This window comes from Streptomyces sp. NPDC033216 (genome assembly GCF_055577115.1).
Map to the genome: position 1 here is coordinate 80,934 of NZ_JBVIQK010000018.1, position 13,489 is coordinate 94,422.

Consider the following 13,489-nt stretch of genomic DNA (forward strand, 5'->3'; position numbering starts at 1 on the left):
GGCAACGATTAGACCGGGCAGCCGGATCGGCTTCCGGACCTGAACAAGGAGAGCGTCCGTGTCCATCCATACCCCGCGTACCGCCCGAACACCGGTGCAGCTGGCGGCCCTGGTGGTGGGAGTGGTGTTTCTGCTGGTCGGTGTCCTCGGCTTCATTCCGGGGGTCACCACGAACTACGACAGCATGGAGTTCGCCGCTCACCACTCCGGAGCCAAGCTTCTGGGCATCTTCCAGGTGTCGATTCTGCACAACCTGGTGCATCTGGCCTACGGTGTCGCCGGGCTGGCGCTGTCCCGCACCGCATCGCAAGCCAGGCTCTACCTCCTCGTCGGCGGCGCCGTCTACCTGGTCCTGTGGCTGTACGGGCTCGTCATCGACCGGGACAGCGCCGCGAACTTCGTCCCCCTGAACAACGCCGACAACTGGCTCCACCTCGTGCTCGGCCTGGGCATGATCGCTCTGGGCGTCCTCCTCACCCGCGGGCGCAACGCGACACGGACTCCCGCGTGATCATCGAAGGGTGATCACCACCGCCGAACTCCGGCCCGACCTCTGCGTTTGCCCTGGCAACGGCTTTGGCGGCGGGCGGTGCGGCCAGGGCTGGGCTTGCGCGGGACGGTCTCGGGCCGACCGACCCACCGGCCTGTGCCCGCGCCGCACGTCATGGGAGTGTCCAGCCACGTGCGGACCAGGAGGCCGCTGAACGTCGCGTCCGGCCGCCCACGACCGGCCGCGGAGCATGTCCTCGTCGCCTGACATGACGGGTCCGGCACGGCCGGTTTCAGGACCATGCGATCTCGCCGTGACGGGAGACGAAGCGTCCGGTGCCGGCGCCGGGCCCCTCCGTGGCGAGGGCGACGATCGCGTCTGTGCCCTCCGTGACCGTTTGAGGGCCGCTGTGACCGTTGAGGTCGGTTGCGGTGTAGCCGGGGTCCGCGGCGTTGACGCGGATGCCCCTGAGCGCCTTGGCGTACTGCGTGGTCAACATCGTCAGCGCCGCCTTCGAGGAGGTGTAGAGCGGCGCGACCACGTGCGACTCGGGTCGGCCGGGGTCGTGGGTGAGGGCGAGGGAGCCCATACCGCTGCTGACGTTGACGATCGCGGGGTCGTCCGAGCGGCGCAGCAGCGGCAGGAACGCGGTGGTGGTGCGCACGACACCGATGACGTTGACGTCGAGGACGGCTAGGGCGTCAGCGGCGGTGAGGTCGCTGGGATCGCCGAGAGGGCCGTGCACACCGGCGTTGTTGACCAGGACGTCGATTCTGCCCTCGTGTTCGGCGACGTTCTCCGCCGCGGCGGCCACGGACGCGTCGTCGGTCACGTCAATGGGTACGTAGCGCGCGCCGAGCGCGGCGGCGGCCTCCTCGCCCTGCTCGCGGTCGCGGGCTCCGAGGAGCACGGTGTGCCCGCACTCGACCAGGCGGCGGGCGGTCTCGCGGCCGAGACCCTTGTTGGCTCCGGTGATGAAGGTGATCGTCATGCGTTCGATACTGGCCCCGGCCAGCGACGCCTACCAGGGACGCCTCGACGGTGGGAAGACCAGTACCACCCTCGCGCCCACCCGCACGACGAGGGAGGCCGGAGAATGGAGAGCATGCCGACGATCCCCGGAACCGGACTGGGCGCGATGATCCGCACGTGGCGGGACCGGTTGCCCCCGTCGGCCGCCGGGCTACCGGTGGCCCGCGGGCGCCGGGCGGCCGGGCTGCGGCGCGAGGAACTGGCCGACCTGGCGGGGGTGTCGGTCGACTACATCGTGCGCCTGGAGCAGGGGCGGGCCACGACACCGTCGGCGTCGGTGGTGGCGTCAATGGCGCGCGCCCTGCAACTGTCCACCGCCGAGCGGGACCACCTCTACCGGCTGGCCCGGCTCGTGCCGCCGGCGGACGGCGTGATCTCCGACCATCTTCCGCCCGGCGTGCAGCGGGTGCTCGCCCGGCTCGGGGACGTGGCGGTCGCCGTGTTCGCGGCGGACTGGCAACTGGTGTGGTGGAACCGTGGGTGGGCCGCCCTTCTGGGAGACCCCTCCGGCTCGCCGCCGAGGCTGCGCAACTTCGCCCGCGACAGATTCCCGGTGGATGACGGGCCCGTGCGCCTCGCCCTGTGGCCGGTGAACGAGGCGGACCGGCACGCCACCGACGCCGCCGTCGTCTCCGATCTGCGCCGCGCCAGCGGCCGCTTCCCCCGGGACACCCGCTTGGCCGCGCTGATCCGCGATCTGAACGAGGGCAACAGGAGGTTCGCCGGTCTGTGGGCGACCGGAGAGGTGGCTGAGCACCGTGAGGATCACAAGACGATCGACCACCCGTCGGTGGGCCCCGTCACCGTGGACTGCGACGTCCTGACCGACGGCGACTCCGAGCTCAAGATCGTCATCATGACCGCGGCACCCGGCAGCGACGACGAGACCAAGCTCCGGCTCACCGCCATCGCCGGCCCACCGGCCACCACGCACACCTGACGCGGCGCGGCGACCTCTCCGCACGAGTCCGCGGTGGCCGCCGCGCAGCGGCCCGACGGCTGACCGGCGTGTCGCGCCGGCGACACCGCCACGGGTGCGAACCCAGACCGGCCTCCGGCTCTCGCCGCGGTTCCATCGAGCCGAACCCCGTTCCCGGCGACCTCCGGCTCCCATGGTGACCGCAGGCCTTCGGGCATGTCCGACGCCCTTCCCGCCGCCCACGGCGGTACGGGGCGTGCGGCTGAGGTCGGCTGGACCGTTCACATGCCCGCGGGCAGTGGGGGAAGCAGAAGACGGGGTGACGACCTCACGGCTGGGCTTGCTTCGGCAGGGTGAGGATTTCGGCTCCGTCGTCGGTGATTGCGATCGTGTGCTCACTGTGTGCCGTCCGGCAGCCCGTCGCACTTCGGAGCGTCCACCCGTCGGCATCAGTGACGAGTTGGGCGGTGTCCGCCATGACCCACGGTTCCAGTGCCAGCATCAGCCCGGGGCGCAGTTCGTATCCACGGCCCGGTCGTCCGGTGTTCGACACGTGGGGGTCCTGGTGCATCGTCGATCCGATGCCGTGACCGCCGAACTCGGTGTTGATCCGGTACCCCGCCTCACCGAGGACCGTGCCGATGGCATGGGAGATGTCGCCGATGCGAGCCCCCGGCCCGGCAGCGGCGATCCCTGCGGCCAGCGCGCGTTCGGTCGCGCTGATCATCGCGACGCTCTCCGGGGGCCTTGCGTCGCCCACGATGAAGCTGATGGCGGCGTCGGCAGCGACTCCGCCTTTGGAGACGGCGAGGTCGAGGGTCAGCAGATCGCCGTCGGCGAGCGTGTAGTCGTACGGCCGTCCGTGAAGCACGGCGTCGTTGACGGCCGTGCAGATGTAATGGCCGAACGGGCCGCGTCCGAAAGCCGGCTCGTAGTCGACGTAACAGGACAGCGCTCCGGCCTCGATGATCATCTTCTTGGCCCACCGATCGATGTCCAGAAGGTTCACGCCGATCGTGCTGCGGCTCCTCAGCGTCCGCAGGATGTCAGCGACCAGCGCGCCCGTGTCCTTCGCTCGGGCCAACCGGGTGGGGTTCAGGATCTCGATCATGCGGCGCCCTTCTCATGAAACCAATAACTATACCGGTAATACTATACCGGTGCAGCGTCGGCGCCATGGTCACGCGGCCGCTCGCTCCCGCAGAGGACGAACGCGGACAGCGCCTCGGCGCCCTTCCGCGTCGGGCCACGGGAGGGGGCTCAGCTCGACACCGCACTCGCCGCATGCGCGTCACCGAGACCATCCGGAGGACGGAGCCGGGCCGCGTGGCCACCCCCGCCCCCCGACCATGGCGACGATCGGCGACATCCTCGGCCCCCCTCCCGACGCGGTGCAGGCCGAGATCAGCCGGCCCGGACGTGGCGGCGCATCGGCCGACTTCGGTCACCACGCACACAAGAGGTGGCACCGCAGGAGGGCATCGCGAGCGGGCCCGTGGTCCTGTTCACGCGGCACGGCAGCGGATGTTCACGACGTCGAGCGGCGTTCTGACGGTGCCGTCTTCGATGTGCAGGAGAAGTGACCGCGGCGGCTGAGGGGCGCCGCTGCGCCGCCGACCTCTCCGGCTGTCGAGAGGCGGCCGCTCAGGGCGCGTGGGGCGCTGAGGGTTCAGGGTGCGATGCCGCTCGTCGGCGTCAGGAGGCGTGAGGCTGCTGGAGGCCTCGGAGAAGGCCAGCGATCAGGCGCCGGGGGTCGTAGCGGGGGTCGTCGTTCCGTCCGATGCCGAGGTTGCCGATGCCGCGCATCAGCTCGTGAGGCCGCGTACCGGGCCTGATGTCGCCCGCCTCGACCGCGGCGTCGAGCAACTGAGCGCAGACGGGCAGCAGGCGGTCGAGGAAGTCTCACGTGAGTTCCGGATCGGACGTGCACGGCGCGTGCGCGCCACCGGGCATGAGTGCTCCCGTACCGGGCAGCACACTGGAGACCCGCGCCGGGCACGACAGGGGCGCGGGACCGCACGATCGGAGGGATATCCGTGGACTGGCTGTTCATCGTGAAACCCGCGGACACCACCCCGGAAGGTGCCTCCTGCGACAAGGACCGCATGCTGGAACTGGCCGGAACCGCGCCTCGCCGCGAGTGGTGCCTGTCCAGGTGGCGGCGCATGGCTCCCGGCGACCGCTTGTGGATCTACTTCGCCTCACCGGTGCGGGAGATCGCCGCGGTGGCCGAGATCGATGACGAGCCGTACGAGGTGGCCGGAAGCCCTCGCCAACCGTGGCGTTTCACGGCGACGTTGCATCCGGCAGCGACCCGCCGGCTGCACCGCGACCCCGTCCCGCTGCACGCCTTGTCCAACCGACACCCCCAGGGGGTCACCCGGGTGAAGGACAGCGACCTCGAACTGCTGCTGGAGCACGCGGGCCTGTGACCGCGTTCCCTCCATGTCCGTGACGTGAGCGCCGCCCCCGTGCCCGCTTTGCCACCCGTCTCCCTGCGGACGGGCGTGATGTCGACACCAGTCCTCTCGGTCCCCTGTCGGCGGGCACCCTTCGCCGCCGCCGTCGCCGACCCGCTGACCGACGCCATCCGAGCCGTCGACACCGCCGCGCTGAACTGCGGGCAGGATCAACGCCGCCCTCCTGACCGACGTCGTGCACGGGCTTCCCCGCCGCGGTAGGCCGCAGCCCGCGGCGCCGGCGAACCCACCACCGTGCGGAGCGCCGGCGCCTCCCTCCGCTTCGCCGCCGTGGAACCTCGGCCCACGGATCTGGTCCAGGCCCATGAGTCATGGCGCTGTGCCGGAGTCACCTGCATGCCATGCGCCTCCCCGCGCCGAGAGCCCATGCTCGTACGACACCACGAGGAGTCCCTGCTGCCCGAACGCGCCGATGGCCGCCCACACGGGCAGCGCCTGATCCCCACCAATTTCGAAAGACGGGGTTTGTTCCGGCGAGATCGGTACAGACGATGAGCTAACACAGCCTTTATATGACGAAGCGGAGACACACCATGGGCATCATCGCGTGGATCATCATCGGCCTGCTCGCCGGCGCCATCGCCAAGGCCCTGATGCCGGGCAAGGACCCGGGCGGCATCGTCATCACCATGCTCATCGGCATCGTCGGCGGTCTGCTCGGCGGCTGGCTCGGCAAGGTGATCTTCGGAGTCGACTCCATCGACGGCTTCTTCGACCTCTCGACCTGGATCGCCGCGATCATCGGTTCCGTCATCCTGCTCGCCCTCTACCGCCTCGTCACCGGTAACCGGCACTCGCACCGTCACGCGTGACCAGCTGAAGACACACCCCTCATAGGCCTGTACGGCTCCCTCCTGTTTCGCAGGACGGGAGCCGTCGGCATGTCATGGCAGCGACATGCACGGCGATCGAGCGGCAGAGGGGGCGAGGAGCCGAGGCGCAGTGCACCCACTCACACGGCACGTTCCATGCAGACCAACTGGTCCCGCCCGTCCCACGACTCGGTGACGGTGAAGCCGAGCCGCTCGTACAGGGCGATCGCGCCTGCGCGCCACCTCCACACCGACAGCCGCACCACACCGACGCCCACTTCCGCGGCATGCGCGAGCGCGCTGTCGACCAGGCTGGACGCGACACCCCGCCCCCGGAACGCCGGATCCGTCCACAGCCTCTTGACCTCGCACCTTCCCTCGACAGGGGCGGTCACCACCAGGCAACCCACCGCGCTGTCCCCGCTCAACGCCAGCAGCACCACATCGTCGACGAACACCGCCCGTGGATCCACGATCTCTGCCCGGTAGCGGTCCGGCAGCCCCTCCACACCGGCGACAGCCTCACCCTTCTCGGCCTGCGTCCGCAGATGGTAGGCCGCCAGCAGCCCAGCCGGACCCTCCTGGGCGGAAGGGACCTGACCTGGCCAGCGGACGACGGCAACCTCGCGTTGATCAGTCATGGACGCGAGCATCGCATGACGCGTGCAGGACCTGAACGAGCCTCTTGATCGCCCTTCGCCACACCCGTCCAGCACCGCCACCGCCACCAGCGCCGAGAGTCCGTGGAGCGGGCCCACGACGATCAGCGCCCCTCGACGCGGGGCTGCTCGTCGAGAGCGACGACACCCTGTACACGGCCAACCGAAATACCGCCGGCACCGGCACCCAGGTAGCGGAACGCCACAGCCTCCGGCGCACGCATGCGTCGGCTCACCCTCGCCCTGCCCCCGGAGTGCACCGCAGACCCAGGAAGCGGTCCCGCCGATGACCAGCTCCGCCAGGTCGCGGCCGACCCCCTGGGCGTGGGCCATGTCCGCGGCGGCGGCCGCCGCGCCCACGTCTCGAAGTGGAACGCACCCGCCTCGCACGCGAGTTGCCTGGCTGGAGCCGGACAAGGGTGGGGAGGGCCGCGCTGTGCGCGCGGTGAACCGGGTGTGCGCCGTTGCCGTTGAGACAAGAGGCATGCCCGCGTGTCGGGCCTCGAACCATCTACCCCAAGGGAATTGCATGCCTGATCACCGTCGATGCTCCATGCGCCGCAGAAGGAGGACGACAAGCGCTGCCCTCACCGCCGCCGCCACGGCCTCGCTGTTGCTCTCCGGGACCGGTTCGGCCGAGGCGGCCAGTGCCTCCGGGCAGGAAGCCGTCAAGCACTATGTCGCCCTCGGTGACTCCTACGCGGCCGGCACGGGCCTGCCCCAGCAGACGGACGCGGAGTGCAAGCGTTCCTCGGCCGGCTACCCGTCATGGATCGCCGAGACGTACAGGCCGACCGTGTTCAAGGACGTCAGCTGCGGCGGCGCCACCACGCGTTCACTGTGGAACAAGCAGGGAACAGCCGCCCCGCAGGTCGACGCCCTCACCAGGGACACCGATCTGGTGACCGTCACGCTCGGCGGCAACGACCTCGGCTTCTCCGAGGTGCTCACCACGTGCGTGCTGGCCGGGTTGTCCACCAGGGAGGGCACTCCCTGTCGTGACACGCTGCTCCGCAGCGGCAAGGACCTGGACGCGGACTTCGCCAAACTGAGCACACGCATACCCGACATGCTCAGCGACATCGAGCGGCGCAGTCCCGAGGCGCGTGTGGTCGTGGTCGGGTACCCGAATCCGTTCCCCACCGACGGAAGCACCTGCGGTTCCTCCGTGCCGCTGGCCAAGGGCGACGTCACCTGGCTCAACCAGACTACGAACCGGCTGAACCTCCTGCTGGAGACCGCGGCCTACGTCCAGCAGGCCGAGTTCGTGGACACGTCTTCCCTGTTCCGCGGCAAGGACATGTGCCAGCCCCCGTCCAGGCAGTGGATCAATCCGTTGCTGCCGCAGACGCCCGGCTCCGCCCATCCCAACGCCATCGGACACCTGATGGTGGCGCACAAGGTGTACGAGCAGCTCGGCACGTAGTCGCCTTGTCCCGCTCCGCCGGGTCGCACGACCACGCCCGACCCGGCGGAGCCGGACCCGGCCGACAGGGCGACGCCCCGGGCAGCTCATGCCGTCCGGTGCCCACCGCTGCATGGGCGCGGGTGTTCTGCGTGACGCCCTCCCCGCCTGCCCCGAAGTCATGATCCACCCAGCGGGACAGTCCCCACCGGACGGCGAGAACCGCGGCGTGCGCGCGGTCCGAGGCGGCGACACCATGAACAGTCGGCGGGCGTGGACGCATGACGGCACCCACGTGATGTCCCGTCGCGACGGCTCCCCGCATACGAACGCCTCCACCGTGTGGCCGGGCTCGCCGCGTGACGCACGGGGCGTCCCCGTGCCGTTCCCTGCTGCGGAGGGGGACAGCGCTGTCTCCCCTCCCGTGACAGGGCCACCTGCACCGCGCTTTCCACGATGACGCGCCTGCCGTCTCAGCCCCCGTTCCGCTCCGGGGCGTTCGCTGCTCCGCGAACGGGCGGCACTGCGGCGTGGTTCACAGCATCGGGCACGAGGCACCCCGCTCGAGCGCCTGAACCAGGGCTCCGCCCGGGCCGGCGTACCGTGCGCGCCTACAGGTGCTGCCGAAGTCGACCGAGCGAGGGGCCGTTGCGGGGAGAGGGAGGAAGCGCTGGTGGCGCGCCGGGGCAGGCCGGCGAGATCCTCCCGGTCCTGTCCAGGGCCCCTCGGGGCGCATGACGGTCTCTCCCCGGGGAGGCCGAGGTCTGCACGGCTCCTCACGGTCCGGGGCTTCTCGAGACGGACGTGGCCTTCGGCGAGCGGGTGTCAGTTCGCGCCGTCGAGAGCCTCGTAGACGTGCCTGAGGTAGCTGTGCGTGCGCTCCGAGCCGAGGATCCCGTCGCCCATGCGGTTCATCGTGTACGCGAACGTGATGCGCCGGTCCAGGTCCATCAGGACGATCGAGCCGCCCCAGCCCACCCAGAAGCAGATCGTTCCGGTCGGCATGTGCGGCATCGTGCGGGGGTCTGCGAGCGCGTAGCCGATGCCCCAGCGCACGGGAACGCCCAGGAACAGGTCGACTCCGTCGGCCTGCACGGCGAAGATCTTGTCTACCGTCTCCGCCGAGAGCAGCCGCAGGCCGTTCGCCTCGCCGCGTCGTGAGATCACGGAGAGGGCACGGGCCAGGCCTCGTGCGTTGCCGTGTCCGTTGACGGCTCCGAGTTCGGCGCGGCGCCAGCGCGGGGTGTCGACGTGCTCGTCCCGGGCAGGGCTTCCGAGCAGCGTCTTGGTGAAGACCGCCTCGGGATCGAGACCGGCCGGTACCGCGGAGATCCGCGACGACGACACCAACGGGGCGATACGCGGCCAGTCGGCCTCGCGCGCGCCGATCTGGACGTCGGCCTCCAACGGCTCGGCGATCTCGGTGTCGACGAACTCGGTCAGGGTACGGCCACTGACCCGCCGGACGAGTTCTCCCACGAGCTGTCCCTGGGTCTGCATGTGGTACCCCGAGGCAGTCCCCGGCTGCCACCAGGGCACCTGCGCGGCCAGTCGGGCGCTCGCCGTCGGCCAGTCGTACAGGTCGTCCATGGTGAAGGGCTGCTGCCAGCCGGAGAGCCCCGAGGTGTGCGCCAGGACGTGCCGCACCTCGATGTCCTGCTTGCCCCGGGCGGCGAATTCGGGCCAGTACTGCGCGACCGGGCGGTGGAGATCCAGCGCCCCCCGGTCGACGAGGACGAGGGCCGCCAGACTGCTGAGCGTCTTGGTGGTCGACCACAGGCCGACCAACGTGTCCCGGCCCCATGGCACGGTTCGTGCCGCGTCGGCATGTCCGCCCCATATGTCGACTTCCATGACACCGTCGACGTCGATGGCGATCGACGCGCCCAGCTCCTCGCCGGCTTCGAGGTGCGCCGCCAGTGCCGCTCGTACCGGTGCGAAGCGGGCGGTGCTCGTTCCTTCGACGGTGACCATGTCTTTTCCCCTCTGTGGATGGCATTCGTTCGATCACTCAACGGGCTGAACGGCGCCCTGGTTCACGTCCCGTGGCGGCTCAGAGGCTGCTTCAGGGAGGAACCTCCAGGGGATCGCCTCCCCGGTCGGCCGCAAGCGCCCACCTCCGTGGTGGCGGATCATGCCGCTCGCGGGGCTCTTACACTGTGTGACGCCCTGCTAATGTCCCTCCTGGTGTGCGGGAAGCGGACGACGGGGTCCTCTCCGCTCCGAGCCACCTGCGCCGATCCCCGTCCTGGACGAACAGGTCGTCGCGACAGGAGTCGCGCGGACGTCCCCGTCGGGGCGGCGCCCGGCGTCCGTCCTCTCGACCATGACGCCACCGTCAGGGTTCGGCGGGGCCTGCGGCCGGAGCGGGTCGCTCACGTGTTGACGGACCGTACGTGTGTGGGTGGAAACGCCGTCGAGCGGGGTGCTGGGTGGGAACGGTGACGAGTGTGGGGCACGAGTTCGACTTCGGGTTGCTGGGTCCACTGGTGGTGCGGCGGGCGGGCACGGTGCTGAATGCCGGGCGCCGCAAGCAGCGGTTGCTGCTGATCCGGCTGCTGCTCGCCGATGGTCGGGCGGTCGCTCCCGAGACGCTGTGCGAGGAGCTGTGGTCGGAGCAGCCGGGGCGGACGCCGGGCGGGGCGATGGCCTCCCTGCACGCCCACGTCAGCAAGGTCCGCGCGGTCCTGGAGCCCCAACGCCTGCGCGTCCGGGGAACGTTCGAGGTACTGGTCACCGAACCCGCCGGTTACGTCCTGCGTGTCCCGTCCGAGAGCCGGGACACCGTGCGCTTCGAGCGGGCCGTCGCCCAGGCGCACCGACTGCTGGACGGGGAGCGGCCCGAACACGTTCTGCGGGAGGCCGAACGCGCCCTGGAGATGTGGCGCGGTGCCGCGCTCGCCGACGCCGCGCACCACCTGTTCGCCGCGCACGAAGCCGCACGCCTGGAGGAACTGCGCCAGACCACCCGGGAGATCCGCACCACCGCCCTGCTCCAGAGCGGACGGATTCCGCAGGCCGTGGCGGCGGCGCAGGAGCTGACGACGCAGCATCCGTTGCGGGAGACCGGGTGGGCTCTGCTGCTGCGCGCCCTGTACCTGGCCGGCCGGCACCCGGAGGCACTGCTGCGCTACGCGGACCTGCGCCGGCACCTCGCCGACGAACTCGGTCTCGAACCCGGTCCCGGACTGCGTGCCCTGCACGAGGGCATCCTCCGCCACGACCTGCCACCGCTCTTCCCGCGGGGCAGCGCCAAGGCGGCGGGCTCGGCGTCCGGCACCGCGGGCAGCCGTGGTCCGAGCCGGCCGGCGGAGTCCGGGGCGCTGGGAGATCGATCCCCGGCACGGGAGGATCACGCGGACACCGCACCCGCCGGCGCGCGTCGCGCCCCCTCGGTCCACGGTGCCGCGTCCTGCGGGCCGGCCGTCGAAGCGACGTCCGTCGGCACGACCGTCGAGACGACGTCCGTCGGGGCACCGGGCTCGGCGGACCCCTCCCGCGCCGGCGACGACCCTGCCGAGGCGGGTGCCGGAAGCGGGGCGCCACGACCGGCGCCCCCGGCACAGCTGCCGAATGATCTGCCGGTGTTCGCGGGGCGGGCGGCCGAGGGTGCGTGGCTGTCCGCCGCGAGCGGTGCGCCCGGCCGGCCGGGACCGGCCGGTGCGCCCGTCGTCGTCATCGGCGGCGCTCCCGGTGTCGGCAAGACCACCTTCGCCGTCCACCACGCCCACCGCATCGCGTCCTCCTTCCCCGACGGACAACTCTTCGTCAATCTGTGCGGGTACCACCCGCACGCGCCCGCCGTGGAACCGAGCGACGCCCTGCACGGCTTCCTCACCGCTCTCGGCGTCCCCGCCCCGGACATTCCCGAGGACACCACCGCCCGCAGTACGTTGTTCCGCAGTCTCCTGGCCGACCGGCACGTCCTGCTCGTCCTGGACAACGCCCACGACGAGGAACAGGTCCGCCCGCTGCTGCCCGCGGGCGCCGGCTGCCTCACCCTGGTCACCAGCCGCAACCAGCTTCCGGGCCTGATCGCGACGGACGGGGCCAAGCCGCTCTCCCTCGCCCTGCCCTCACCGGCCGAGGCCCACGAGACGTTGGTACGGCGGCTGGGACCGGAACGGGTGAGCGCGGAGCCCGCCGCCGCGGCCGACATCATCCAGCTGTGCGGACGGCTGCCCCTGGCACTCGCCGTGGTCGCCGCCCGCGCCGAACTCGAACCCGCCTTCCCCCTGCACGCCATCGCCGACGACCTGCGGGACGCCCGCGGCGGCCTGGACGCGTTCACCGGCTTCGACATGAGCACCGACGTCCGGAGCGTGTTCTCCTGGTCCTACCGGTCCCTGGACGAGCCCGCCGCCCGCCTCTTCCGCCTGCTCGCCCTCCACCCCGGGCCCGACATCAGCGTCCCGGCCGCCGCCGGCCTCGCCGGACTCCCCCTCCCCCGGACCCGCCGCCTGCTGGCCGGACTGACCCGCTCCTGCCTCGTGGAACAGCCCCTGCCCGGCCGGTTCGCCCTCCACGACCTGCTGCGTGTCTACGCCACCGAACTCACCCACACCCACGACGACGCCGACGAACGCCACCGTGCCACCCTCCGGGTCCTGGACCAGCACATGTTCACGGCCTACGAGGCCAACCGGCTGTTCAAGCAGGACTCACTGCCCGAACTCGACCTCGGTTCCCCGAGCCCGGGCGTCACCCCGGAGGAGCTCACCACCGCGGAACAGGCGAACCGGTGGTTCACCGCCGAACACCGGGTGCTGGCCGGCCTGCTCCACACCGCCGTCAGCCGGAAGCTGGACCACCAGATCACCGGACTGGCCTGGTCGCTGAAGGAGTACCTGAACCGCCAGGAATACTGGCCGGAGGCCATCACCGCGCTGACCCCCGTCCTGGAAGTGGCCCGACGCCGGGGCGACCGTCTCGAGGAAGGCCGCTGCCTGCGGCACATCGGCAGCGTCTACGGCTACCTCGGCCACCAGGAACAGGCTCTGCACCACCTCCAGCGAGCCACCACGATCTTCGAAGAACTGGGCGTCGTCGCCGAACAGGCCCGCGCCCACTACGGCACGGCGTGTGCGCTGTACCTGTTCGGCCGGATCCCCGAGGCCGTGACGTCCTCCGAGCGGGGGCTCGCGCTGTCCCGGGCGGCGGGGGACGAGCTGTGGACGGCCGAATGCCTCGTCGAACTCGCCTGGTTCCATTCCAACCTGGGGCAGTTGGAGCGGAGCCTCCTGTACGGCGAGGAGGCCCTCGCCCTGTTCGAGGCCCTGGACGCCCCGTGGCAGCAGGCCCAGGGCTGGGACGTCTTGGGCTTCACCCTCCGTATGCTCGGCCGGTACGAGGAGTCGGTGGCCACCTACCGGCGGGCGGTGAAGGCGTTCGGGGAACTGGGGGACCACAGGAACGCCGTCGGCGCGCTGATGCGACTGGGGGACACCCGCCTGGCGATGGGCGACCGGGAGGCCGCCCGAGCGCAGTGGGTCCGCGCCCTCGCCGACGCCGAACAGCAGGCGCTGTCCCGCACCGCCCAGGAGGTCCGGGACCGTCTCGCCGCCCTGGACAGCGAAGCCGACGCCGTGCCCGTCGCGCCGGAAAGGGCCGTCGGCAGCCATCGGATGCCCAGTCCTGCGAGTGGTGATCCAGTACGCAAGTCCTCTTCCGCGGAGGGGGGTTGACAGGTCCG

At 71.1% G+C, this 13,489-nt stretch carries 10 protein-coding genes and 1 pseudogene; 6 read left to right on the forward strand and 5 right to left on the reverse strand.

The genetic code is table 11. The features are described 5' to 3' along the window. The first annotated feature begins 58 nt into the window (after positions 1-58). Complete coding sequence (locus ACZ5Y0_RS27435; protein WP_469131352.1) at positions 59-511, forward strand: DUF4383 domain-containing protein; 453 nt, start codon at positions 59-61, stop codon at positions 509-511. A gap of 271 nt (positions 512-782) precedes the next feature. Here ACZ5Y0_RS27435 and ACZ5Y0_RS27440 read toward each other — a convergent pair whose 3' ends face one another. Beyond that, positions 783-1,481, reverse strand: coding sequence for an SDR family NAD(P)-dependent oxidoreductase (locus ACZ5Y0_RS27440; protein WP_469131353.1), 699 nt, complete (start codon positions 1,479-1,481; stop codon positions 783-785). 105 nt (positions 1,482-1,586) lie between these two features. Here ACZ5Y0_RS27440 and ACZ5Y0_RS27445 point away from each other — a divergent pair, with 105 nt between their 5' ends. Further along, positions 1,587-2,462: a helix-turn-helix transcriptional regulator gene (locus tag ACZ5Y0_RS27445; protein WP_469131354.1), complete on the forward strand. Its 876-nt coding sequence runs from the start codon at positions 1,587-1,589 to the stop codon at positions 2,460-2,462. A gap of 307 nt (positions 2,463-2,769) precedes the next feature. Here the strand turns inward: ACZ5Y0_RS27445 and map are convergent, their stop codons facing one another. Together map and ACZ5Y0_RS27455 are read right to left on the reverse strand one after the other, a co-directional pair. Further along, complete coding sequence (map, locus tag ACZ5Y0_RS27450) at positions 2,770-3,552, reverse strand: type I methionyl aminopeptidase (protein WP_469131355.1); 783 nt, start codon at positions 3,550-3,552, stop codon at positions 2,770-2,772. A gap of 584 nt (positions 3,553-4,136) precedes the next feature. Then, positions 4,137-4,340: pseudogene (locus ACZ5Y0_RS27455) on the reverse strand (TetR family transcriptional regulator); the annotation flags it as partial. Between the two features lie 137 nt (positions 4,341-4,477). On the opposite strand from ACZ5Y0_RS27455, the gene ACZ5Y0_RS27460 reads away from it, so the two are divergent. After that, positions 4,478-4,873: a hypothetical protein gene (locus tag ACZ5Y0_RS27460; RefSeq protein WP_469131356.1), complete on the forward strand. Its 396-nt coding sequence runs from the start codon at positions 4,478-4,480 to the stop codon at positions 4,871-4,873. 581 nt (positions 4,874-5,454) lie between these two features. Further along, positions 5,455-5,733 carry a GlsB/YeaQ/YmgE family stress response membrane protein gene (locus ACZ5Y0_RS27465; protein WP_469131416.1) on the forward strand — a complete coding sequence of 93 codons (279 nt, stop codon included), beginning with the start codon at positions 5,455-5,457 and terminating at the stop codon, positions 5,731-5,733. Between the two features lie 140 nt (positions 5,734-5,873). On the opposite strand, the gene ACZ5Y0_RS27470 is transcribed toward ACZ5Y0_RS27465, so the two are convergent. Continuing rightward, entirely contained in the window at positions 5,874-6,374 is a 501-nt protein-coding gene (locus ACZ5Y0_RS27470) for a GNAT family N-acetyltransferase (protein ID WP_469131357.1), read from the reverse strand. 571 nt (positions 6,375-6,945) lie between these two features. Between ACZ5Y0_RS27470 and ACZ5Y0_RS27475 the strand changes: the two genes are divergently transcribed. Continuing rightward, entirely contained in the window at positions 6,946-7,818 is an 873-nt protein-coding gene (locus ACZ5Y0_RS27475) for an SGNH/GDSL hydrolase family protein (RefSeq protein ID WP_469131358.1), read from the forward strand. Positions 7,819-8,622: 804 nt separating this feature from the next. Here ACZ5Y0_RS27475 and ACZ5Y0_RS27480 read toward each other — a convergent pair. Beyond that, complete coding sequence (locus ACZ5Y0_RS27480; protein ID WP_469131359.1) at positions 8,623-9,771, reverse strand: serine hydrolase domain-containing protein; 1,149 nt, start codon at positions 9,769-9,771, stop codon at positions 8,623-8,625. Between the two features lie 476 nt (positions 9,772-10,247). On the opposite strand from ACZ5Y0_RS27480, the gene ACZ5Y0_RS27485 reads away from it, so the two are divergent. After that, positions 10,248-13,481: an AfsR/SARP family transcriptional regulator gene (locus ACZ5Y0_RS27485; protein WP_469131360.1), complete on the forward strand. Its 3,234-nt coding sequence runs from the start codon at positions 10,248-10,250 to the stop codon at positions 13,479-13,481. The last annotated feature ends 8 nt before the right edge of the window (positions 13,482-13,489 follow it).

What these genes read in the sequence shown, in the direction of transcription:
- ACZ5Y0_RS27440 (WP_469131353.1), bottom strand. Translation starts at nt 1,481, where the DNA reads ATGACGATCACCTTCATCACCGGAGCCAACAAGGGTCTCGGCCGCGAG.
- ACZ5Y0_RS27445 (WP_469131354.1), top strand. Translation starts at nt 1,587, where the DNA reads ATGGAGAGCATGCCGACGATCCCCGGAACCGGACTGGGCGCGATGATC.
- map (WP_469131355.1), bottom strand. Translation starts at nt 3,552, where the DNA reads ATGATCGAGATCCTGAACCCCACCCGGTTGGCCCGAGCGAAGGACACG.
- ACZ5Y0_RS27465 (WP_469131416.1), top strand. Translation starts at nt 5,455, where the DNA reads ATGGGCATCATCGCGTGGATCATCATCGGCCTGCTCGCCGGCGCCATC.
- ACZ5Y0_RS27470 (WP_469131357.1), bottom strand. Translation starts at nt 6,374, where the DNA reads ATGACTGATCAACGCGAGGTTGCCGTCGTCCGCTGGCCAGGTCAGGTC.
- ACZ5Y0_RS27475 (WP_469131358.1), top strand. Translation starts at nt 6,946, where the DNA reads ATGCGCCGCAGAAGGAGGACGACAAGCGCTGCCCTCACCGCCGCCGCC.
- ACZ5Y0_RS27480 (WP_469131359.1), bottom strand. Translation starts at nt 9,771, where the DNA reads ATGGTCACCGTCGAAGGAACGAGCACCGCCCGCTTCGCACCGGTACGA.